Below are 22,105 nucleotides of genomic sequence, written 5' to 3' on the forward strand. Positions count from 1 at the left end.
CGTGTCTTCTGTTCGTGCTGAATGATGTCATCTGCCCCAGGCTTTGCATTTACGCATTTTCTTCACGCGAACCGGAATCCACTTCGGTTGAAAATGCTCTAATACTTCAGCCGCGCGTAATAAGAATCCTCCGAAGCCGCGCGCGCCTCGCCCAGGGTGCGGATGCCCTGCTGGCGCAGCAGGGGCAGCAATTTCAGGAACACCTCGGCGCAGGCCAGCGCGTCGCCAAGGGCGGTATGGCGTCCGCAGACCGTCACCCCAAGCCGGGCCGCGATGGCCTCCAGGCTCTGGGCGTCCGCATGGGGATGCACGATCGAGGCGAGCAGGAGCGTGTCGAGCACCGGCTGGTCGAAGATGGCGCCGGTCGCGGCTTCCTTCAGCTTCAGAAACCTGAGGTCGAACGCCACATTGTGCCCGACGAGAACGGTGTCGGAGGCGAAAGCGTGGAAGGCGGGCAGCGCTTCGCCGATGGTGGGCTGGCCACGCACCATGGCGGGGCGGATGCCGTGGATGGCGATGCCGGCCTCGGGAATGGAGCGGCGCGGGTCCACCAATTGGTCGAAGCATTCCGCCCGCAGTAGCTTGCCGTTGACGATCCGGGCCGCGCCAATCTGGATGATCTCGTCGCCGCCGGCGGGATCAAGGCCGGTGGTCTCGGTGTCGAACACCGTAAAGCTCAGGTCCTCCAGCGGGCGATCGTCGCGCTCGTGGTGGGCGTCGCTGGCGGCGAACAGGTCGAAATCGTAGAATTCCGGGCGGCTCTCGCCGGGATGGGATGGGCCATCGACGCCGCCCGCCGCCAGCGGCAGCAGGAAGCGGAATGCCGCGCGGGGCGCCTCCGCCGTGCGCTTATGCTCCAGCCAGACTTCGCCGCCGTGACGCTCGGCCACGTCACGCACGCTCAGGGAGGCGCCCCCTTCGGTCCCGTCCATGGGACAGGCCTGCCAGCCGGCGGCAATGGCGGCGCCACCGGCGAAGGCAAGGTCCAGATGGGCGTGACCGTCGGCGCGGGCGAGGCGCAATTCCAGGCTTGGCGCGGCGCGCCCCTCGGCCGCCCGCCGTGCCAGGAACGAGAGGGCGGCGATAAGGGAGAAACTGTCGACGCTCAGCCAGAGTCCGGTATCCACGTCAGGGGTGGCCACCGCTTGCCCGGTCTCGTCGTGGATGCGTTGGGCCGCCGCGGCGACGAGGTCAGCGCCCAGCATCTCCTGAAGCGGCCAGCGGCTCTTGAGGGCGGTGGAGGCCTCGATCGCGAGCGCGGTGATGCGGGCGCCCAGCGCGGCCACTTCCTCCCGCACCACCTGTTGGAAGCGGTCCCGGTCGGCGCCGTCGAGATCGGGATAGTCCAGCATGTCCAGGGCCGCCTGAATACTGGCCAGGCCGGCGCGGCTGGTTTCGGTGAGGGCGAGCCATTGCCGGTCGGTGCGGGCCTCGGCCTCGTATTCGTCGGTGATGTCGTCCAGCAGCAGCACGAAGCCGGTGGCGGGCGCCCCTTCCGCCGCTTCGCGCACGGGGGCAAGGCTGACGCGGAGCAGATGGCCCGAGGGCGTATGGGTGACGAAACGGGCCGAGGGCGCCGGCTCACCCCGCACGATGCGCCGCTCCACGCCGTCGCGGGCATGGGCGATAAGGGCGGCGTCCACCACCTTGTGAATGGAGCGGCCAAGGCCGATCAATTCCGCGCCGGCCGCTCCGCCCGGCGCGCGGGAGATGCGGCGGCACAAAGCGCGCGCTCGGGCATTGTAGAGCAGGATGCGCCCGTCGAGATTGCAGACCACCACGCTTTGCTGAAGCTCCGCCACCAGGGCGCCGAGCTGATCGCGCTGATGGGCGACGGCGCGGCTGGCGTCCTCCACGAGGCGCGCCATCTCCTGCCGGAGCGTGCGACGCTCCAGGGCCAGCCCATTGAGGGCGTCCGCGAGCGCCCCATTGGCGGAAGCGCCTACCGCTGCCACCGGCGGGGCGCTGGCGTCGCTCACCAGGACGCGCGCACCCTCGGCAAGGCGGGCCGGGGCGGCCACATAACGGATGTGCAGCAACCGCACCGCCCAGGCGGCGCCGGCGGCCGCCACCAGCCACCAGAACCCCAGCAGCATGCCGTGGGTTTCCACGAGCGGGGCGAGGAGGGCGGAAAGGGCGGTCGCGGCCGAAGTATCGAGGGCGGCATAGACACCGGCCGCGCCCAGCGCCAGCCACAGCGCCAGGGCAAGCCCCGGCGCCAGCATGGCGGCGATCAGCGACCGGTCGAAGTTCATTCGGCGGCGTCCCGCGCCATCATCTCCTTCACCGTCTGCACCAGGTCACGGGTGGAAAACGGCTTGGTGACATAGGCATCCGCCCCGGCGCCGACGCCGCGCGCCTTGTCGGTCTCGCGTCCCTTGGCGGTGAGCATCACGATGCGGGTGTCGCGGGTGTCCACGTCGGACCGCACGGCTTCGCACACGTCGAAGCCGGTCATGCCGGGCATGGTGGCGTCCAGCAGCACGAGGCGCGGATGCTCGCGGCGGATGGCCTCCAGCGCGCCGAGCCCGTCGCGCGCCACCAGCACATGGAAGCCCTCGCGCTTCATCATGAATTCGAGCGACACGACAATGTTCGGCTCGTCGTCGGCGATCAGCACCTTCTCGCCGGCCTTGCCGCTTGCGCCCGCGCGCGCGTTCACCTGTCCGTTCATGGCGTTCTTCCTCCTCCGGGCTGGAGGGGCAGTCTGAACGCGAAGGTCGCGCCGCCGCCCGATTCTTGCTCCAGCCACATGGCTCCCCCGAAATGATCCACGATCTGGCGGCTGATCGGAAGCCCCAGACCCGTGCCTGAAGGCCGGGACAGGGCATCGCCACCTTGGCGGAACTTTTCGAATATGGTGTCCCCCTCGCCCGCAGGCACCCCCGGCCCATTATCTTTTACCGCCACCACCAGGCTGTCACCCTCCCGCCGCAGGGTCACATCCACCCGGCCGCCGCCTTCGGGCACGAATTTGGCGGCATTGGAGAGAAGGTTCATCAACACCTGCATCAGGCGGTCGGCGTCGGCCCGCACGGTGGGCAGGCCCTGCGGCAGATGAGCTTCCACCTGGGCGCCGCGGGCGCGGAACAATTCACCGGTGGCCTTCACGGCGGCTTCCACAAGGTGGGCGAGATCCACGTCCGCGGTGTGCCAGTCGGCAAGGCCGGATTCGATCTTGGCGAGGTCCAGCACCTGGTTCACCAGCCGCCCCAGCCGCTCGCTCTCGGCGACGATGATGCGCAGGAACTCCGCCTTTTGGGCCTCGTCCATGTCGGGGGCGTCCAGCATCAGCTCGGACAGGGCGCGGATGGAGGTGAGGGGCGTGCGCAATTCATGGGTGACGGACGAGACGAAATCGTCCTTGAGCTGGTCCAAGGTCTTGAGCTGTGCGTTGGCGGCCTTCAATTCGGCGCTCGCGGCCTCCAGCTTGTGCGCATAAATGCGCACCTGGGACGCCTCGTCGAGGATCTGGAGCACGTCTTCCATGTCCACCGGCTCCTCGTCCACGACCGAGGCCACCAGTACGCGGGCCGAGGCGCTGCCCACGGCGCCGGCAAGCGCCCGTTCCACCCGTTCCACGAGGCGGGCATCGGGCGTGAGGTCGCCGATATCGGCGATCCCGGTTTCCGTCGCATGGGCCTCGAACACGGCGCGGGCGCGCTCGGGGCCGAGCAGCCGCCCCGCCAGCGCCATGAGGTCGTCGAGCCGCGCCGCGCCGCGCCAGAACACCGGGGCGCCGGCCCCCGGATGGCGCGCGAACGCGTCGACGAACAGCAGGGCCTGGCTGGCCTCCGCGCCGGAAGGCGCGCGGCGCAGGGATAGCCCCACATAGAGCCCGATATTGACGAGGAGGCTCCAGAACAAGGCATGGGTGAGCGGATCGAGCGCGCTCAGGCCGAGCAGCCGCTCGGGCGCGAGAAGGGCGATGCCCAGCGGTCCGTCCCGCACGAAAGCGTCGGGGATCCAGCCCGATTTCGCCACCGACGGCAGCATGAGCGTGTAAGCCCACACCAGGAAGCCGCCCGCAAGTCCCCCGAAAGCCCCGGCGCGTGTCGCGCCGCGCCAATACATGCCGCCCAACAGCGCGGGGCCGAACTGCGCCACCGCCGCGAAGCTGATGAGGCCGATGGAGACAAGGGCATAGGCCTCCCCGGCCACCTGGAAATACAGATAGCCGAGCAGCAGCACACCGACGATGGCGAGGCGGCGGATGTTGAGCAGCAGCCCGGTGAGGTCGCCGGGCGCGCGCGCCGCAAATCCAGGCCGCCGCAGCACCGCGGGCATCACGAGGTCATTGCAGACCATGGTGGAGACGGCGATGGTCTCCACGATCAGCATGCCGGTCGCCGCCGAGAGCCCGCCCACATAGGCAAACAATGCCAGCGCCGGCGCGCCCTGTGTAAGCGGCAGGGACAGCACGAAGGTTTCCGCATCCATGCGGCCGGGGCCGAACAGCACCAGCCCGCCGATCGCTACCGGCAGCACGAACACGTTGATGGCCAGGAGATAGGCCGGAAACACCCAGGCGGCGCGCCGCACATGCCGCTCGTCGGTGCACTCCACGACCATCATCTGGAACTGCCGCGGCAGCAGCAGCACCGAGAGCATGGACAGAAGCGTCAGCGCGAACCACTGCGTGTAGTCGAACGCCCGGCTGGTGTTGGGCGAGAACAACGCGGCGATTTCCGGCACCGACTGGGCCTTGGCCCAGATGTCCGCCATGCCGCCGAACAGCCCGTAGGTGACGAACAGGCCGACCGCGAGGAATGCCACCAGCTTCACTACCGATTCGAAGGCGATGGCCGCCACCATGCCCTCGTGCCGCTCGGCGCTGTCGAGGTGGCGGGTGCCGAACAGAATGGTGAACAGGGCGAGGGCCAGGGTGACGATGAGCGTGCCGTCCCGCCACCACGGCAGGGCCGCGGCCGGCGTCGCGCCGCCGCTCGCGGTGAGGATCTGGTAGCCGGCGGATACCGCCTTCAGCTGGAGCGCGATGTAGGGAATGATGCCGATCACTGTGATGAGCGTCACCAGGGCCGCCAGGGTCGGGCTCTTGCCATAGCGGCTGGCGATGAAATCGGCGATGGAGGTGATGCGGTGGGCGTGGGCGATGCGCACCATCTTGCGCACCACGATCCAGGCAACAAGCATCGCCACCATGGGGCCGAGATAGATGGGCAGAAACCAGATGCCCCCCGCGGCCGCCCGCCCGACGCTGCCGAAATAGGTCCAGGCGGTGCAATAGACCGCCAGCGACAACGCATAGACCCAGGCATTGGAAATCATCGAGCGCCCGTGCGCCGCCGCACGGTTCGCCGCCGCCGCGATGGTGAACAGCAGCGCCAGATAGCCGATGGAAACGGCAAGCACGAGGGGCGCGGGGATCATGCCGGCCCGTCTCCGCCCTCGCGCCGGCGCTCGCTGACCATCGCCAGGATGGCCACCAGCCCGGCCCAGATGACGAACAGCGCCACCGGCAGCACCGGCAGGCCGAACACGGTGGCCGGCACGTTCCACACCGCGAGCAGCGGGAAATTGAAGAGCAGCAGCGCCGCCGCGAACAGGGCGAGCAGCACCTCCGGCCGTGGGCCTGGGTCATTGCCGGGCCGGTTGCGCGCGCCTTTCATAGCAGGTCGAACCGGTAGTGGCGGCCGAGCCATTGCTTGAAGCCGCGCACGATGGCGAGCGAATCCCTCAGGGCCTGTCGGTCCAGGGTGCCGAGCGCGCTCAGGGGCAATGTGTTGCCTGGTGCCTGGCCGGCGGCCATCTGGCGCAGGTTGTTGGACAGTTTCAGCCCCATCAGGCAATGGAGCGCGTCGGCGAGGTCACGGCCCAGGGGCGCGTCGAGCCGCCCCTCGTCCACCAGCGCCTTGATGCGCGCCACCGTGGCGAGCGGCATCACCCGATACTGAAGCGACAGCGCGCGCACCCCGTGCACGATCGGGAAGATGCCGAGCTTCTTCAGGTCGATCTCCGCCGCCGCACGGCCCCTGAGGCCCGGCAGGCGCGACCACCAGGCGCCGCCATCACCGAATTGCTCCACGGCGCGGGCGAAGCGCCCGAAATAGGCGGCATCATCCTGCAGCAGGAAATCCAGGTGGGCGCGGGCCTGCTCCAGCAGGTGCGGGTCGCCGGCCGCCACGGCGGCATCCAGGAAGATGGCGAGATTCATGGGGCCGTCGGCCTCGGCGGCGAACAGCCAGCGCTTCAACGTGTCCTTGAAGCCGGCGAGCGGCTGGCACCACAGGGGCCGGCTCACCATGATGCCGCCGGGGCAAGGGGGATAGCCGAAGTCGATCAGGCCGGCGGTAAAGGCTGCCGTGATGGCCTCCAGCCCCTCCAGGGCGAACCCGTCGCGCAGGATGAGGGCGTTGTCCTGGTCGGTCTTGATGAGCTGCTCGCCGCGCCCCTCGGAGCCCATCACCAGCAGGCAGGAGTTCTCGCGCAGGCTCTGCGGCGCCAGAAGCTCCCACAGCCGTTGGAACAGGCGGCGGTTCAGCTCGCCCACCAGCTCGCCGATCACCTCCACCCGCACGCCATCGTCCTGAAGGTCGGCGATCAGGTCGTCGATTTGCCGGGCGGCGGTCTTCAACTCGTCCTGATCGGTGGCTTCGGCGATCTCCAGCGCGATCAGGTGGGAATGGCTGGCCACGAAGGCCATGAGGTCGATCTGGCTCAGGAGCCCGACGATGCTCGGCCCCTCCCGCACCACCACGCGGTGGATGCGGTGGCGCAGCATCAGCAGCATGGCGTCATAGAGCTCGTCGTCGATGGAGACGGAATAGGGGTCGAACGTGGCCGCCTCCCGCACTGGCAGGAGATGGGGCGGGGTCTCGCGCAGGAGCGCGTCGCGCAGGTTGGTGGTGGTGAAGACGCCGATGCGGTCCCCGTCGCGGACCAGCGCGTCGGTCAGCCCGCGCTGGGACAAGGCGCGGCAGAGGCTGACGAGGTCGGTGCCCCCGTCCACGAAAAACGGCTTGCGCACATAGGCGTCGCGCACCCGCGAGGCCATGACGGAAACGAACTCCCGGCGCTCGCGGCGCCGGGAGCGGACCCGCCCTTGTTCGGGCAGGTCGTGGGGGGATGGTGTCCCGACGGGGAGGGACCCTGCGGAGGAAGCCTCCGCCGCGGGGTCCTGGGGCACCGATCCCCCTGCCGAGGAAGAGCCCGGCCGCGACATGGCTCCGGCCTAGTGGGCCGAGGCTTCCGACGCGCCGATGCCAGTCTCCGAGCGCACTTCCTGCGCCGGGAAGCCGGCACGGTCAATGCTGGCCCGCGGGCTCTTGTCCAGGATGGAGAACAGCCAGATGCCCGCGAAGCCCAGGGTCATGGAGAACAGGGCCGGCGAGGTGTAGGGGAACGGCGCGGAGCCGACCGGATAGCCGAGCGTGGCCTCCCACACCGATGGCGACAGGATGGTGAGGAGCACCGAGGAGGCGAGCCCCAGGAAGCCGCCGATCACCGCGCCCCTGGTGGTGCAGTCCTTCCACAGCACCGACATGAACAGCACCGGGAAGTTGGCCGAGGCCGCCACCGCGAACGCCAGCGACACCATGAAGGCAATGTTCTGCTTCTCGAAGGCGATGCCCAGCAGCACCGCGATGATGCCCAGGCAGATGGTGGTGATGCGCGAGACCTTCAGCTCGGACGCGCTGTCGGCCTTGCCGCCCTTCAACACGGTCGAGTAGAGGTCATGGGACACCGCCGACGCACCGGACAGGGTGAGGCCCGCCACCACCGCGAGGATGGTCGCGAACGCCACCGCCGAGATGAAGCCGAGGAACACGTTGCCACCCACCGCACGGGCGAGGTGCACCGCCGCCATGTTGTTGCCGCCGATCAGGGTGCCCTTGGCGTCCAGGAACTCGGGGTTGGTCAGCACGAAGGTGATGGCGCCGAAGCCGATGATGAAGGTCAGCAGGTAGAAGTAGCCGATCCAGCCGGTGGCCCACATCACGGACTTGCGGGCTTCCTTCGCGCTCGGCACGGTGAAGAAGCGCATGAGGATGTGCGGCAGGCCAGCGGTGCCGAACATGAGCGCCATGCCGAACGAGATGGCCGAGATCGGGTCCTTGATGAAGGTGCCCGGCCCCATGATGGCCTGCCCCTTGGCGGCCGCCGCTTCAGGGGTCGTGCCGGCGATCGAGGAGGCGAGCTTCGTCTTCACCTCGACGGCGGCGGCGAACATGGCCTCCGGGCTGAAGCCGTAGCGCCACATCACCATGAAGGCCATGAAGCTCGCGCCGCCCAGCAGCAGGCACGCCTTGATGATCTGCACCCAGGTGGTGGCCGTCATGCCGCCGAACAGCACATAGACCATCATGAGCACGCCGACGATCACAACCGCGATCCAATAGTCGAGGCCGAACAGCAGCTTGATGAGCTGGCCGGCACCCACCATCTGGGCGATGAGGTAGAACGCAACCACCACCAGCGTGCCGGAGGCCGCGAACACGCGCACCGGGGTCTGGGCGAAGCGGAAGGCCGCCACGTCGGCGAAGGTGAACTTGCCGAGATTGCGCAGGCGCTCGGCCATCAGGAAGGTGAGGATGGGCCAGCCCACGAGGAAGCCGATCGAATAGATCAGGCCGTCGTAGCCGGAGATCATCACCGCCGCCGAGATGCCGAGGAAGGAGGCCGCCGACATGTAGTCGCCGGCGATGGCAAGCCCGTTCTGGAAGCCGGTGATGCCGCCGCCGGCGGTGTAGAAGTCGGCCGCCGATTTGGTCTTGGCCGCCGCCCACTTGGTGATGAACAAGGTCAGCACCACGAACAGCGCGAACATGACGATCGCGGTCCAGTTGGTGGCCTGCTTTTCCGCGGTGCCAAGGTCACCGCCGGCGGCGAGGGCCGGCGCGGACAAAAGCGCAAGGGTCGCCACGCCCGCGGCATGGCTCAGAAGGCTGCGTACGCGGATCACTTGAGCACCTCCGCCTTGATCTTCTCGGACAGGGCATCGAACTCGCTGTTCGCGCGGCGCACATAGATCGCGGTGATGAGGATGGTGAACACGATCACCCCAAAGCCGATCGGGATGCCCCAGGTCATGACTCCCGAGCCGATCTTGGCGGCGAGCACGTCCTTCTTGAAGGCGATGAGGATGATGAAGCCGTAGTAGACGATGAGCATGGCGAAGGTCAGAAGCCAGCCAAACGTCGAGCGTGTGGTCTTCAGGCGTTGATAATCAGGATTGGCCGCGATGCGCGCGGCCAGTGACTGTTCCATGGGAAGCTCCCTCTCCAGCCCGTGGGCAATTCCGCGGGCCATGTTCTTCTGTGCGGACACCGGACGGTGTCATGGTGGAGAACCGCGCACACGCCCTCTCATCCGATGGCGGTCCGCCGTCGGAGGCATCAGCACGCGCGCAGTCCCATGGTTCCTCCGCGGAGCGGAATACACCGCTGCGCCGGGATCCAAGGTCTGGCGTTGACGTCCATCTCGCCCATGCGCCGGGACGGTTGCGTGCGCATTCCGCGCGCTCCGTCCTGATGCTGGCGACTCTTTCACAAGGTTTGTCGTTCCATGCTTCGGCATCCTCCCCATGCCGAAAAGCGAAACGGTTGGAAGTCAGCGGCGGATCGGTCGCTTTGGTTGGCCCTTGGCCGCATGTCGCGGTTGGTACCATGAGGCGATTCTCAATACGCCGAGGCTTCGTGAACAGACCCTATGCGACCACGGCTCCAGAGGCGACTCATACTTAGGTCAGAAACCGAGGGGTGCCGACGCTGCGGCAGGCCGCCAGGTCTGCCTTTAAGGCAGCTCCGGCTGCGGTGGCGCTTGGCATCTTCCCGCCACAATCGGCGCCACATTGTATCCGTCCGCCATATTGTTAATCATCTTCCGCTATAGATGGCCCCGGTAGGGGCGGTTGCGCAGCGGCCGTGTTCTCGAGACCTTGAGGGGTGCGCGTGCAGGATCGGACGGGAAACAGCGTGGGCCGCGCGGATCTGGACGACGTGTTCACCGAAGCCGCGAAGAACCAATATCGCGCGCTCTTCTCCACGGTGATGGCGGAGTACAGTTCCCGCGTCTCCAAGCGCTCGCTCGGTGTGATCGAGGAGCTTTTCAGTCTGGGCATCATGACGGGCGGCATGCTGCTTCTGCGTGTCCTGGCCGGAGCGCCGACGCACCATGGCATGCCGATCATCCCGTTCGTGGTCTCGGGCCTCGTGCTGTTCTGGATGCTCAGAACGACCATGTTCCGCGTCGCGACATTTAAGAGCGCGAAGGCAGCCTTCAAGAATAATCCGCGGGTGACGGCGCTGGATGTCCTGGCGTCTCGGGCGATATTGAATACGGCGTTTTATGTGGTGCTGGCCTATCCGATTTTCGGCCTCATGTACCTTTTTGGCGTGTCGCCACCCGTTCATGATCCCTGGGCGATGTTTCTTCTCATGCTCCTCATGGGGGTGTGGGCCTTTTCGCTTGGATTGTGCTTTGGCGCCTTGTTTCTCTATGTGCCCTTCGCGCGCACTGTGGTACAGGGCATGATGATGGCCGTGATGTGGACCAGTGGCATTTTGTTCATCTGGCCCGAGGCCCCCTACATGTTCCGCGGAGCTTTGTATTACAATCCGGTGTTCCATTTCATGGAACTGATGCGGACCGTCTATTTCAGCAGTTATATTACGGCCATGGGGAGCTGGTATTATATTGGCATCGTTGTCAGCGTGACCTTGGCGTTTGGGTTGATGCTTGAGCGGGTGGTGCGCAGGCGGGCGGAGAGTACCGTGCAGCGCGTGGCCGCGACTGAAGAGAGCTTCGATGGTGAAGGCCTATGATGCGCGCCGTCTGCCAGAATGATCGTTCCCACCTGATCATCGATGGGGTGGGGAAGTGCGGATGCTGAGATCGTTGTGGCATGTCCTTCCCCGTCGTCGCGCGGCAACCGCGGCAGAGCCTCGCCTTCAGGAGGCGCCGCCGCCGGTGCAAGAGGGGCGCTCGTCGGTCGTCACCCTCGATCAGGACCGGAAGCCGAGGGTGCGGGGGAGCGGTGCCATCGAGCTGCACGGTATCACCAAGACGATCGGTCTGCGCCCGCGCGAAACCCTCGTGCTGAATGGCTTGGATGCAATTTTTCCACGCGGACGCGCCATCGGCGTGCTCGGCGCGCCGGGCGCGGGCAAGACAACCCTCATCCAACTCCTGACCGGCAATCTGCGGCCGGATGCCGGGCGCGTGATACATGGCATGAGTGTGTCTTGGCCCATGAGTGCACGCGACATCTTCCGCAAGGAGATGAGCATTCGGGCCAATGTTCGGCTGCTCAGCACCCTCTATGGGGCTTGGGCGCCCGACATGATCGATGCGGTTAAGGAAATTGGAAAGATCCGTAGGCAAGATCTCGACATGCCGATCGGCGAGTTGGCCCCTGATTTTATGATTCGAGCCTCGACCAGTTTATGCTATGCACTTGATTTTGATTGTTATATCACTGACGACATGTTGTGTTTAGGTGCTCGCCCATTTCGCGATACAATTAAGGAATTGATGCTTGCGCGGCAAAAGACGCATAGTTTCATTATTGCCTCAAAGAGTGCGCCGGCGATTAGGGACTTGTGCGATGATTTCTATATACTTGAAGATGGGGTCATAAAGACCTTTGGGGATAGGCGTGCGACTTTCAAGGCGTTTACCGGTGTCGCTCTGACCGCGCGGCTTGATCCGCGGGGCGAAGCGAGAGATGATGAGTTCTAACGCGCGAAGAGGTTCAGCTTGAACAGTCCCGTGGATATGCGTCACCGTTCGGCTGCGCCGATCGACGTCGCCGACTTGCAGGGCGTGCCGGGAGAGGGCGCTCTAGCCGCACGTCGGCGTCGTCCGGCGGCCGTGGTGCCTTTGCCGGGCGTCTCGGGTGCGGAAACTCCGGCATCGCTCCGGCGGCGCCGCGCTGCGGCATTGCGGCCCGCGGCTGACGAACCCCGTGACTTCTTCGGTCGCCCCGAGGACGGCGGCGATGCGCCTCGGGTACGGCGCATCGAGACGGTGCCGGCGACGGATCCCGGTCAGCCGCCGGTGCGACGCGGATGGCGCCAGCGCGCGGCCAGCGTCAAGTCGATTTTCAATTGGCTGAAGGTGCCGGGCGACGATCTTCCCACGGAGGAAGAGAAGGCCTCGCTCCTGCAGCGGATGGCGGTGCGCGAATTCTGGCAGTCGAACATCAAGCTGTTCAACCGGCTGTTTCTCGCGCTACCGGTCATCGCGGCGGCCGGTTATCTCTATCTGATCGCGCCCGATGGGTATCAGGTGGACGCGGTGCTGGCGATCCGCAATCCGAGCAACAACGTGGCCCTGGGCGGTTCCATGGCCGGCATTTCGGCGGCGCTGGCGTCGACCGGACAGCCCTTTGCTGAGCGTGCCATCGATGAATCCTATGCGGTCGTGAACTTTATCCGGTCGCGCGAGGCGTTCAACGAGCTCGAAAAGAGCATGAATTTGAGCAAGCGCTTCACGGCGGGTAACATCGACTGGTTCCATCGGCTTCCGCAGAAGTCGGATTACGAGCAGCGCTACGCCAATTTCCTCGCCCACACGTCCGTTTCCTACTCGGATCTTGAAGGGCAGGTCACCCTGACGACCGATGCCTATGACCCCGAAACGGCGTTTCAAATGGCGCGGGAACTGGCACGGATCAGCGAGCGGCTGGTGAATCAGTTCAACGAGCGGTCGCGTAGCGACACCGTGCGGCTGGCAAGGGTTCAGATGACCGAGGCCGAGGATGGCCTGCGCTCGGCGATGCTGGCCATGACGGACCTGCAAATCAAGAACGGCATGCTCGACCCCACGGGCGAGGCCGCGAGTTACAACAACATCATCTCGTCCTTGCGGGAACAGGTGGCGGTGAAACGGGCTGAACTTGGCTCCCTCATGAGCAATGCGTCGCCGGATTCTCCGCGCGCCGTGGAAATCCGCAACATGCTGGCGTCTCTTGAGGCGCAGATCCGCATCGAGCAGAGCCGGTTGACCGGGCGCACGGATGCTTTGGCGCCATTGATCACGAAATTCAAGCTGCTGGGCATCGATATCGATTTGGCGCAGCAGAAGTACAATACCGCGGCGGCCATGGTGCAGAGCGCCATGCTGCAATCGGAGCATCAGAAGCTTTATGTGGTGAATGTGGTCTCGCCGTCGCCTCCGATGGAATCCACCATTCCCAAACGCTTCCTCATTCTTCTGAGTGTAGTGGCGTTGACGTTCCTGGCTTGGTTGATCGCGCGTCTGATCCTTGCGTCGATCCGCGACCACAGCGTCTGAGTGACAGTCCGGACCCTGCCATCAGGGTCCGGCATTCACCGTTCCGCATCGGGAAGATCGTGGGGCGCCCTCGGGACAGCGTCTCCGCGGCCTTGTTGCGCGGAGTGATGTCAGGGGCGGCTTACTGCGAGCGTGTGCGGCGCAAGCCTGAACTGCACGCCTGAACCATGCGCGGCATGGCGGAGCCCGCGGATAGGCGAGTTCGCGCCGAAGCACGTCAAGGGCGCGGTGAATACCCAAGACCAGTGAGCATGACGCGCGGACCTTTGCTTCAGCGCGCGGCGTCTGCGAGGACTCGACTGGCGCCGATCGCGGACCGGGGCCAAGGGTTTATGGGCGTCACGCATCCGGAACAGCGCTTTCTTTGTTCCGGCCAGGGCGGGACGCCGGGAGCAAAGTCGCGTATATGCGCGACACCTGCGGCGCGCGCCCCTTGGGAAATGGCCGGTTGTGCCGATGCGGCAACCGCACGTTGATGGCGTGCGGCATGCCGATGGCGAGCCTCACAGGCTCCTGGGTTGTCCGATGCTGTATTCGTCGCGCTCGTGGACGGCGTTGGCGCGACCGACCAACAGGCCGTCAATGGGGCCGATCCGGTCGGTGTCCTTGCCCTTGTAGGGCAGGGAGTGCAGCACGTAGCGCATGGCGTTCAATCGCGCGCGCTTCTTGTCATCGGATTTGATGACCGTCCATGGTGAATCGGGTGTGTCGGTGTGGAAGAACATGGCTTCCTTGGCCCGCGTATACTCTTCCCATTTGTCGAGCGATGAGAGGTCGATGGGGGAAAGCTTCCATTGCTTCAAGGGGTGAACTTTCCGTTCCTTGAAGCGCCGGCGCTGTTCTTCGCGGCTGACCGAAAACCAGAATTTGATGAGGTGAGTGCCGCTGCGCACCAGATTCCGTTCGAACTCGGGGGTCTGCCGCAGGAATTCGCGGTATTCGTCCTCGCTGCAAAAGCCCATCACGCGCTCGACGCCCGCGCGATTGTACCAGCTACGGTCGAACAGCACGATCTCGCCCATGGTCGGCAGGTGCTCGACATAACGCTGGAAATACCACTGGCCGCGTTCGACCTCGCTCGGCTTCTCCAGCGCCACGACGCGCGCGCCACGGGGATTGAGGTGTTCCATGAAGCGCTTGATGGTACCGCCCTTGCCGGCGGCGTCGCGACCCTCGAACACGATGATGAGGCGTTGCCGCGCCTCCTTCACCCAGGACTGGAGCTTGAGGAGCTCGCTCTGCAGGAGGAACTTCTGCTGCTCGTAGTCCCGGCGCAACATGCGGTATTTGAAGGGATAGCCGCCGGTGCGCCAATCGTCCGAGAGCGCGTCGCTGGTGCCGCGGCGCTGTCCCTTTTGCCGCGGCAGGCCGAGCGAGGCGCGCAGGCGCACGGCATCATCGGGCGAGGCGCCGGCGATGATCGCATCAAGCCCATCCTGCAGCCCCGGCGCGACGGCAATGTCGGTGACGGCGGAAACCTTGGCCTCTTGAGCGGCGGCAACGCGCTCCTCCGCGAGGCTGCTTTCGGCGCCCTGGGGGAGAGAGTCCGGCCGGTCGGCGGTATCGACCTCCTGGGGCGTGAAGTCGTCGGTCATCACGAGTGTCTTTCTCTCTATTCCGGCTTTGAATGCTGAGGCCCATTTCCGTTCGTGGCGCCTCTCGTAACCAATGCATGGCATCGGTGCGGGGGCCTGGAATCTTAAACGGAACAGTCGCTCAGCTTGATCTTAGTGCAATTTTCTCTTCGGAAGCTTTGCAGCATAGCCGACCAAGGAGCTTTGACCAAAATCAAAAAGGATGGGCCTGTCTGGGGAGCACCGAACGGGTGCGCGTACGGTCAGACAACGATCGGCTCCGGCGCGCGCCCGGCAACTCGTAGGGCGTGCATCCGCAGATAGGCGGTTTCGATGGCGCGGGTGTAGGCGCCGGTATCGAACAAGGGCGCGTGGGGACGCACTTCGAGCAGGTGGGCCTTGAATGCCGCGAGGCGCGCGGGGTCGCGGGCAAGGGCGAGGGCGAGGGCTTCATATTCGGCAGCGGACGAGGTCGCCAACTCCGGAAGTCCCACGGCGTGAAGCAGGCTGGCCGCGACCCGCGATGCGAAGCTCTCGCCGGGAAAGGTCACCACCGGAACACCGCACCACAAAGCATCGCTGGCCGTGGTATGGGCATTGTAGGGTCGCGTATCCAGGAACAGGTCCGCGTGAACGTAGCGGGCGAGGTGGTCCGCGGTGTCCACCAGCGGTGCGAAAATGAGGCGCTCGGGCTCCACGCCCTGGCAGGCCGCCACATAAGCGAGATTGTCCCGGGCCGCCGGATTGGCCTCATACAGCCAAAGCACGGATCCGGGCACCTGATCCAGCAATCGCATCCAGATGTCGAACACGGATGGTGTGATCTTATAGGTATTGTTGAAGCAGCAGAACACGAATGCCTCGTCGGGCAGTCCGCATTCGGCGCGGGTGGGGACGGTTATGGCGACGGCGCGCTGGCTGTCATTGGGCTGATAACTATGGGGCAACTGGACGATCCGCTCGTCATAATCGGATGCGGCCGACAGCGGCGTGACAATGGGATCGCCGATGACATAATCGATGAAGTCCGCCCCCATGGTGCCGGGATAGCCGAGGAAGTTCACCTGAACCGGAGCCGGACGCGCGGCCAGAATCCTGGGGCGGCACCCCTTCGTGTAGCCCTTCAGGTCGACCAGGATGTCGATGCCGTCTTCGCGAATGCGATGCGCCACCTCGATATCCGTCATGGCACCGACCTCGACGAAATGGTCGAAGGCGGCGACAATGCGGCGGCGCATGGCGGTCTCGTCATCGGGGCCGTAGGAATAGGCGAAGATCTCGAAGGTGTCGCGGTCGTGCCGCTCCAACATGTCCGCCGCCAGGAAAGCGGTGGCGTGTCGGTGCAGGTCGCACGACAGATAGCCGATGCGGATGCGCCGTCCGGGGTCGGCGGGCGGAGCGGGTGGGAGACGGTCGTGGGGCGCGACGGTCTGTTGGCGGGCATAATCGCGGGCCGCGCGCAGGTGATCGGTCGGTGTGACATGACAGGAGAGAAGAACGAATGGGTCGGCGTGCGTGTTCTCGTCCCGCGCCATCCGGCGGGCGAAGTCCGCCTCCGCCTCTTCCACGCCTGTCCATTGGCAGATGTGCCGGCTGTTGTTCATGGCACCGTGAAGCGCCGCTGGATCATCCGGATTCAGGGCAAGAACCCGTCGGTAATAGGTGAGAGCCTCCGCATATTTCTTTTCGTTGAAATACAGGGCGCCAAAATTCAGTAAGCTTTTTATGTGGGTCGGGTTGAGGTTCAATGCCTTCTGTAGGGCACTCGCGGCATCGCGAGGCCGGCGCAGATCCAGAAGCAGGGCGCCGATATTGCATTGGATCGCCGCATCGGAGGGCTTCAGGGCCGCGGCCACCTGAAACAGCGCAAGCGCTTCTCCCGGGCGGGCCTCCTGGGATGCGCGGGTGGCCTCCTCTATGACGCGGTCGAATGTGAGCATCCCCTGCTGCGCCGCCCGCAGCCATTCCGCGATGGCGCCGGCCGGGTCTTCACCGGCCGCGATCATGGCCTTGCCAAGCGCCACCACGGTGTCCGCATCCACCGGCTCCCGCGCCATGCGCTGGCGCAGGAGATCGACATCGCCGGTGATGGCCGCGAGGCGCATCACGGCGGCGCGGGCGCCCGTGTGATCGGGTGCGAGGGCAAGGGCGCGCAGAAGGGCCGCCCGCGCCTCGGCGTGCTGACCCATATCGGCCAGCACATTGCCAAGGCCGGCCGCGATGTCGGGGTTGTCCGGCAGGCCCTGAGCAGCTGCCCGCAGGGCATCCGCCGCCTCCGGCAGCCGGCCGAGCCGGCAGAGGCAGAGCGCCAGCATATGCTTGACCTGGGGATTTTTGGGCTCGCGCTTCAAGAGGCTGGCATAAAGATCCGCCGCCTCGGCGAAGTTGCCGGCGCGATGCACCGCCGCCGCCCGGCGCGCATCCTCCGCCCATTTCAGCGCGGCGCTTCTTGTTTGGACGTTGATCGCCCTTTGCCCTTTGGCCATGCCCTTTTCCTCTTGCATCCGCCCGGCCGTACCGGGAGGCGGATCACGCAATGCGGTACCCTCGGAGCCGACACTTGCCCGTGGCTTGTGTCGCGCGCGCCGCACCCGGTCTTCCCGCAACGACGACCGGGCGCGGCTTTCCACGCCATCAAGCTGGCGTGATCGGCGCCGGGCGCTCGGGTTCACGCGTTTTCGTCACGCGAACCGGAACCTGTGTCGCTTGAAAATGCCCCAGGTTTGGCCCAGGCAAACAGGTCTTGGCCCAGGCAAAACGAGGGCGCTGGCGCAGGCTCGCACGCATGAAAACGCCCGGTCCGAGGTGGACCGGGCGTTTTCATGGGGCTTCGGTCGGCAGCGGACAGGGCGTTCAGACGCCGCGAAAGACCGGTTTGCGCTTTTCCAGGAAGGCGGAGATGCCTTCCTCGTAGTCGGCGCTTTCATAGACCGCGCGCCGCATGTCCTGGATACGCTCGAACACCTGGGCGGCCACCGGCTGGAAATCGGTGAGCACGCGGAGCTGCTCCTTCACCACGGCGATGGCGAGCGGCGCCTTGGTGGCGATGTGGGTCGCCAGCTCAGTGGTGAAGGTCTCGATGTCCGCCGCCGCGACAAGATGGTTGATGATGCCCCACTTCGCCGCCTGTTCCGCCTTTACCGGATTGGCGGTGAAGAACATTTCCTTGACGAGGTTCAGCGGCAACCGGTTGAGGCAGTGAAGCAGGCCCGTGGTGTTGTAGGGCAGGCCGAGATTGGCCGGCGTGATGGCGAAGGCGGAGGTCTCGTCGGCGATGATCATGTCGCAGGACAGCACCAGGTCGAACGCCCCGCCCCAAACCGAGCCCTGCACCAGGGCGATCACCGGGCCGGGATAGCTCCGGATGGTCCGGAGCGCCCGCTCCAGCGGGTCGCCATAGCCCAAGGGATCTTCATGCCCGCGCGGCAATTCCTTGATGTCGTGGCCGGCGGACCAGACCTTGAGGCCCGGCGCCGCGCGCAGGATCACCACCCGCACGGACTTCGCCTCGAACGCGGCGATGGCACCGATCACCGCATCCAGCAGCGCGGCGCTGAGCGCGTTGCGCCGCGCATTGTCGTTGAGGGTGATGGTGCCGACCGCACCGACGATGGACGTCAACACCATGGGGTCCGTGGTGGACGCCGCCGGGGCGGGCGTGTCTGGCGCGTCGGTCATTCGGCCGCTCCCTCGGTGGAACCCACGAATTGCGCGAGGATGGCCGCGCGGTGCTCGTCGAGCTGGGGCGGCGGGGAAAAGGTCTTGGCGTCGGGCAAGCCCACCACCTTCACCGGATTTCCGGCGACCTTGATCTCACCGGCGACCTTATCCTGAACCGACACCACCATATGGCGCGCCTGGACCTGGGGGTCAGCGATCATATGGGGGATGTCGTTGATGGGACCGGCCGGCACACCTTTGGCCGTGAGGGCATCGAGCCAATAGGCCACCGTGTTCTTGGACAGCGCCTTTTCCATCTCGTCCTCGAGCGCGTCCACATTTTCGTGGCGCAGCTCGTTGGTGGCGAAGCGGGGATCGGTCACGAGGCCGGGTTCCTCGAGCGCCTGGGAGGTGAGATTGAACAAATGGTCGTTGCCGGCGGCGATGACCACATAGCCGTCGGAGGCCTTGTAGGCCTGGAAGGGCGCGATGGACGGATGGCGGGTGCCATGGGGGCTGGGCACCTCCCCGGTCTTGTCATAAGCGGTGATGGCGTCTTCCATGATCGCCACCTGGCAGTCCAGCATGGCGACGTCGATCTTGGAGCCGACGCCGGTCGCCGCCCGCTGGAACAGGGCGCCATTGAGCCCGATGGCCAGGTAGAGGCCGGCGGTGATGTCGCCGATGGAGATGCCCACGCGGACCGGCCTTCCGCCCGGATATCCGGTCAGGGAAATGATGCCGCCCATGCCCTGCACGACCATGTCGTAGGCGGCGCGCTTGGAATAGGGCCCGCTGTCGCCGAAGCCCGAGGCTGCGCCATAGATCAGGTGCGGATAGCGGGCGTGGAGGGTGTCCCAGCCATAGCCCAGCTTTTCCATGGTGCCGGGGCGGTAGTTTTCAACCAGCACATCGGCCTTTTCGAGCAGCTTTTCAAAGATGGCCCGGTCCTCGTCTTTCTTCAGGTTGAGGGCGATGCTCTCCTTGTTGCAGTTGATGGCCGAGAAATAGAGCGATTTGCCATCCGCGAACGGGCCAAAAGCGCGGGAATCGTCACCGGTACCCGGAATTTCCACCTTGATGACCCGCGCGCCCATGTTCGCAAGCGTCATGGTGCAGAACGGGCCCGCCAAGACGCGCGACAGGTCGATGATGGTCACGCCGGAGAGGAGGGGCGTCGGCGTGGGAAGGGGCGTTTCAACCACAGTGTTATCCTTGCCAATTCAGGTGGTAGCGAGGGGATGTGTCCAACACAAGCTCACCCCGTAATTAGCTACCTAAGCATTATTCATTTTGCTCTTGGAATCAGAGCTGTTATTTTCTGATTAAGCGCACAGTCGCAAAGGTCCGTGCCGAAAGCATTAAAAAAAGCGACAGTGAAGCCTGTCGATTTTTGCGGCGGGTTGAGGTCGTGGACGGACGCGACGGAAGCCGGGACGCTCCGGGGGGAGCCGGCCCGCGCAGCTCGATGGGTCTTGAGGCGGGGACGGGACCGTATTCCTCTTGGGCTACCGTCATCGGTCTCGCGGCGCGGCGGGGCACCGCGTGGCGTGGTGGTAATGAGGTGTGTGAGAGGCGCGCCGCGGGAGCCCGAAGCTCAGCTCCAGGCCAGATCGGCCCGCAGGCCGCTCCGGTCGGTTCGGTTCTCCAGCCGCAGCCGTGCCCCGGCGCGCGCGGCGGCCAGACTGGCGATGGTCAGCCCGAGCCCGCTGCCGGAGGCGCTGCGGTGCCGTCCGCGATAGAAGCGCTCCATCACCCGCGGCAGCTCTTCCTGGGGAATGCCCGGCCCTTCGTCTTCCACGCACAGCCCATCCGGCGTGCGGCGCCAGCGGATGAGCCCGGTGCCGCCCATGTGCTCCACCGCATTCTCATGGAGATTGCGCAGCACCAGATGCAGCGCCTCGCGGCCGCCGGGGCGCGTCAGGCCGTCCAGATCCGCGTCGATGAGCACCGTGACCCCGGCGGGAGGCGGCGATTGCTGCGCGATCTCCCGCAGCAGCGCACCCGCGTCCACCCATTCAGGCGCCTGGGGCGGATCGGCTTCGAGCTTTGCGAGCGCGAGCAGTTGGCGCACCAGGCGCGCGGTGCGGTCCACCGAAACGAGGATCTGCCGCAGCGCCCCCTCGCGGGTGGCGCCGTCAGGGGCGGAAAGGGCAATCTGGGCCTGGGTCTTCAGGCCGGCGAGGGGGGTGCGCAGCTCGTGGGCGGCGAAGGCGGTCACCTCGCGTTCGTGGAGCCGGGCGGCCTCCACCTTCCGGAACAGGCCGTTGAGGGCTTCGAGCAGGGGCCGCACCTCGATCGGCGCGTCGGCGGGAGAGACGGCTCGCATGTCCTCCCCGTCGCGCTGGGCAATGTCCGTCGCCACCGTTTCGAGCGGGCGCAGGCCGCGACCGAGGCTCACCCAGATCAGCAGCCCGAGCAGCGGCACCACCAGCACCAGCGGCCCCAGCAGTCCGGCCACGAGGTCCCTCACCAGGCGGTCGCGCAGGCCGGAGCGGTCGCCCACCATGACCCGCACGCCCTTGTCGGTGTCCAGGATGGTGTAGACGCGCCAATCCTCGCCATTCACCTCCCGCTGGGAAAAGCCTTCGTCCGGGCCGGATAGCGCCGAGTCGGGGGCGCCGCTGGAGCGGGCGACGAGCTTGCCGCCCAGGGACCAGATCTGGCACGAGAGCTGGCGTTCGTAGCCGGTGTCCGAGAAAGCGGGCGCCTGCGCCGCCGCAGTGACGTTGCCGTCCGCCACCAGCGAATGCACCATCCGCGCCGCCTCCTGCAGGCGGGTGTCGAGGACGCGCTCCAGCTCGCTGCGGCTCGACAGGGTGGTCCAGGCCGCCGCGCACAGCCAGATGGCGCCGGTGGCCACAAGCAGGATGAGAAAGAGCCGCCGCCTGAGGGAGTTCATTGCGGCCCCGGCAGCCGATAGCCCAGCCCGCGCACGGTCTCGATGACGCCGCGCCCGACCTTGGATCGGAGATTGTGGATGTGGACTTCCACCGTGTTGCTTTCCACCTCCTCTTGCCAGCCGTACAGCCGCTCCTCGATCTCCGCCTTGGAGCGGATGATGCCCGGCCGCTCCATGAGCGCCGAGAGCACAGCGAATTCACGCCGCGACAAGGTCACCGCATGCCCGTCCAGGGTCGCGGACAAGGTCGCGGGGTCGAGTTCCAAGCCGCCAGCCTTGAGGGTCGGCCCGGCGCGGCCGTGTCCGCGCCGGGCGATGGCCCGCACCCGCGCGGCCAGCTCGTCGAGGTCGAACGGCTTGCCGAGATAATCGTCGGCCCCCGCGTCCAGGCCGCGCACGCGGTCGCCGGTGTCGTCGAGGGCGGTCAGCAACAGCACCGGGGTGGCATCGTCGCGGGCGCGCAGGGCGGCGAGCAGCTCGAGCCCGGACCCGTCCGGCAGCATCAGGTCCAGCACCACCGCATCGAAACGGCTGGAGGCCAGGGCCGCGCGTGCGTCGGCGCAGGTGGAGACCTCGTCCACCGTCGCCCCGGACAGCCCGAGCCCCACCTTCAACCCATTGAGCAGCACCGGATCATCCTCGACCACGAGTATGCGCATTGCCTGTGCCTCCTGCCGCAACCTTCTATCCGCAGCTTAAGGCTGGCTTAAGG

The 22,105-nt window shown here is 66.1% G+C and carries 16 protein-coding genes; 3 read left to right on the forward strand and 13 right to left on the reverse strand.

Annotated features, from left to right (window positions below):
- Positions 1–98 precede the first annotated feature (98 nt).
- The 7 genes from HUW53_RS07035 to HUW53_RS07065 all read right to left on the reverse strand — a co-directional run bounded on the left by HUW53_RS07035 (position 99) and on the right by HUW53_RS07065 (position 9,228).
- A complete protein-coding gene (locus tag HUW53_RS07035) occupies positions 99–2,255 on the reverse strand; it encodes a 3'-5' exonuclease (RefSeq protein ID WP_237345039.1) in 2,157 nt (718 codons plus the stop codon).
- Positions 2,252–2,674 (reverse strand): response regulator transcription factor, encoded by a 423-nt coding sequence (locus HUW53_RS07040; RefSeq protein WP_237345040.1) that lies wholly within the window; start codon positions 2,672–2,674, stop codon positions 2,252–2,254. The genes HUW53_RS07035 and HUW53_RS07040 overlap by 4 nt, the downstream gene beginning before the upstream one ends.
- Positions 2,671–5,391, reverse strand: a complete 2,721-nt coding sequence (locus HUW53_RS07045; RefSeq protein ID WP_237345041.1) for a sensor histidine kinase — start codon at positions 5,389–5,391, stop codon at positions 2,671–2,673. Before HUW53_RS07045 ends, HUW53_RS07040 begins: the two co-directional genes overlap by 4 nt.
- On the reverse strand, positions 5,388–5,630 hold the full coding sequence (locus tag HUW53_RS07050) for a hypothetical protein (RefSeq protein WP_237345042.1): 243 nt from the start codon (positions 5,628–5,630) through the stop codon (positions 5,388–5,390). Before HUW53_RS07050 ends, HUW53_RS07045 begins: the two co-directional genes overlap by 4 nt.
- Complete coding sequence (locus HUW53_RS07055) at positions 5,627–7,015, reverse strand: DUF294 nucleotidyltransferase-like domain-containing protein (RefSeq protein ID WP_237345043.1); 1,389 nt, start codon at positions 7,013–7,015, stop codon at positions 5,627–5,629. Before HUW53_RS07055 ends, HUW53_RS07050 begins: the two co-directional genes overlap by 4 nt.
- Before the next feature lie 177 nt (positions 7,016–7,192).
- Positions 7,193–8,923 carry a cation acetate symporter gene (locus HUW53_RS07060; RefSeq protein ID WP_307499909.1) on the reverse strand — a complete coding sequence of 577 codons (1,731 nt, stop codon included), beginning with the start codon at positions 8,921–8,923 and terminating at the stop codon, positions 7,193–7,195.
- Complete coding sequence (locus HUW53_RS07065) at positions 8,920–9,228, reverse strand: DUF485 domain-containing protein (RefSeq protein ID WP_237345044.1); 309 nt, start codon at positions 9,226–9,228, stop codon at positions 8,920–8,922. The genes HUW53_RS07060 and HUW53_RS07065 overlap by 4 nt, the downstream gene beginning before the upstream one ends.
- Before the next feature lie 683 nt (positions 9,229–9,911).
- Here HUW53_RS07065 and HUW53_RS07070 point away from each other — a divergent pair.
- The 3 genes from HUW53_RS07070 (at position 9,912) to HUW53_RS07080 (ending at position 13,257) form a co-directional block, all read left to right on the forward strand.
- Complete coding sequence (locus tag HUW53_RS07070) at positions 9,912–10,784, forward strand: ABC transporter permease (protein WP_237345045.1); 873 nt, start codon at positions 9,912–9,914, stop codon at positions 10,782–10,784.
- Positions 10,785–10,845: 61 nt separating this feature from the next.
- On the forward strand, positions 10,846–11,700 hold the full coding sequence (locus tag HUW53_RS07075; RefSeq protein ID WP_237345046.1) for an ATP-binding cassette domain-containing protein: 855 nt from the start codon (positions 10,846–10,848) through the stop codon (positions 11,698–11,700).
- 18 nt (positions 11,701–11,718) lie between these two features.
- Complete coding sequence (locus tag HUW53_RS07080; protein ID WP_237345047.1) at positions 11,719–13,257, forward strand: KpsE/RkpR family capsule polysaccharide export protein; 1,539 nt, start codon at positions 11,719–11,721, stop codon at positions 13,255–13,257.
- A gap of 503 nt (positions 13,258–13,760) precedes the next feature.
- On the opposite strand, the gene ppk2 is transcribed toward HUW53_RS07080, so the two are convergent.
- The 6 genes from ppk2 to HUW53_RS07110 all read right to left on the reverse strand — a co-directional run bounded on the left by ppk2 (position 13,761) and on the right by HUW53_RS07110 (position 22,052).
- Complete coding sequence (ppk2, locus tag HUW53_RS07085) at positions 13,761–14,852, reverse strand: polyphosphate kinase 2 (protein ID WP_237345048.1); 1,092 nt, start codon at positions 14,850–14,852, stop codon at positions 13,761–13,763.
- A gap of 242 nt (positions 14,853–15,094) precedes the next feature.
- Positions 15,095–17,317 carry a tetratricopeptide repeat protein gene (locus HUW53_RS07090; RefSeq protein WP_237345049.1) on the reverse strand — a complete coding sequence of 741 codons (2,223 nt, stop codon included), beginning with the start codon at positions 17,315–17,317 and terminating at the stop codon, positions 15,095–15,097.
- Positions 17,318–17,684: 367 nt separating this feature from the next.
- Positions 17,685–18,509, reverse strand: coding sequence for a methylmalonyl-CoA decarboxylase (gene scpB / locus HUW53_RS07095; protein WP_237345050.1), 825 nt, complete (start codon positions 18,507–18,509; stop codon positions 17,685–17,687).
- Positions 18,506–19,696: a CaiB/BaiF CoA transferase family protein gene (locus HUW53_RS07100; protein ID WP_237345051.1), complete on the reverse strand. Its 1,191-nt coding sequence runs from the start codon at positions 19,694–19,696 to the stop codon at positions 18,506–18,508. Before HUW53_RS07100 ends, scpB begins: the two co-directional genes overlap by 4 nt.
- A gap of 392 nt (positions 19,697–20,088) precedes the next feature.
- Positions 20,089–21,393: a sensor histidine kinase gene (locus HUW53_RS07105; RefSeq protein ID WP_237345052.1), complete on the reverse strand. Its 1,305-nt coding sequence runs from the start codon at positions 21,391–21,393 to the stop codon at positions 20,089–20,091.
- Positions 21,390–22,052: a response regulator gene (locus HUW53_RS07110; RefSeq protein ID WP_237345053.1), complete on the reverse strand. Its 663-nt coding sequence runs from the start codon at positions 22,050–22,052 to the stop codon at positions 21,390–21,392. Before HUW53_RS07110 ends, HUW53_RS07105 begins: the two co-directional genes overlap by 4 nt.
- Positions 22,053–22,105: the final 53 nt, after the last annotated feature.

Origin of the sequence: Xanthobacter agilis, from assembly GCF_021730435.1 — a bacterium.
GTDB lineage: Bacteria > Pseudomonadota > Alphaproteobacteria > Rhizobiales > Xanthobacteraceae > Xanthobacter > Xanthobacter agilis.

Coding starts and splice junctions, on each gene's coding strand:
- ppk2 (WP_237345048.1), bottom strand. CDS start 14,852: ATGACCGACGACTTCACGCCCCAGGAGGTCGATACCGCCGACCGGCCG.
- HUW53_RS07055 (WP_237345043.1), bottom strand. CDS start 7,015: ATGGCCTCGCGGGTGCGCGACGCCTATGTGCGCAAGCCGTTTTTCGTG.
- HUW53_RS07110 (WP_237345053.1), bottom strand. CDS start 22,052: ATGCGCATACTCGTGGTCGAGGATGATCCGGTGCTGCTCAATGGGTTG.
- HUW53_RS07035 (WP_237345039.1), bottom strand. CDS start 2,255: ATGAACTTCGACCGGTCGCTGATCGCCGCCATGCTGGCGCCGGGGCTT.
- HUW53_RS07050 (WP_237345042.1), bottom strand. CDS start 5,630: ATGAAAGGCGCGCGCAACCGGCCCGGCAATGACCCAGGCCCACGGCCG.
- HUW53_RS07040 (WP_237345040.1), bottom strand. CDS start 2,674: ATGAACGGACAGGTGAACGCGCGCGCGGGCGCAAGCGGCAAGGCCGGC.
- HUW53_RS07075 (WP_237345046.1), top strand. CDS start 10,846: ATGCTGAGATCGTTGTGGCATGTCCTTCCCCGTCGTCGCGCGGCAACC.
- HUW53_RS07065 (WP_237345044.1), bottom strand. CDS start 9,228: ATGGAACAGTCACTGGCCGCGCGCATCGCGGCCAATCCTGATTATCAA.
- scpB (WP_237345050.1), bottom strand. CDS start 18,509: ATGACCGACGCGCCAGACACGCCCGCCCCGGCGGCGTCCACCACGGAC.
- HUW53_RS07045 (WP_237345041.1), bottom strand. CDS start 5,391: ATGATCCCCGCGCCCCTCGTGCTTGCCGTTTCCATCGGCTATCTGGCG.
- HUW53_RS07090 (WP_237345049.1), bottom strand. CDS start 17,317: ATGGCCAAAGGGCAAAGGGCGATCAACGTCCAAACAAGAAGCGCCGCG.
- HUW53_RS07105 (WP_237345052.1), bottom strand. CDS start 21,393: ATGAACTCCCTCAGGCGGCGGCTCTTTCTCATCCTGCTTGTGGCCACC.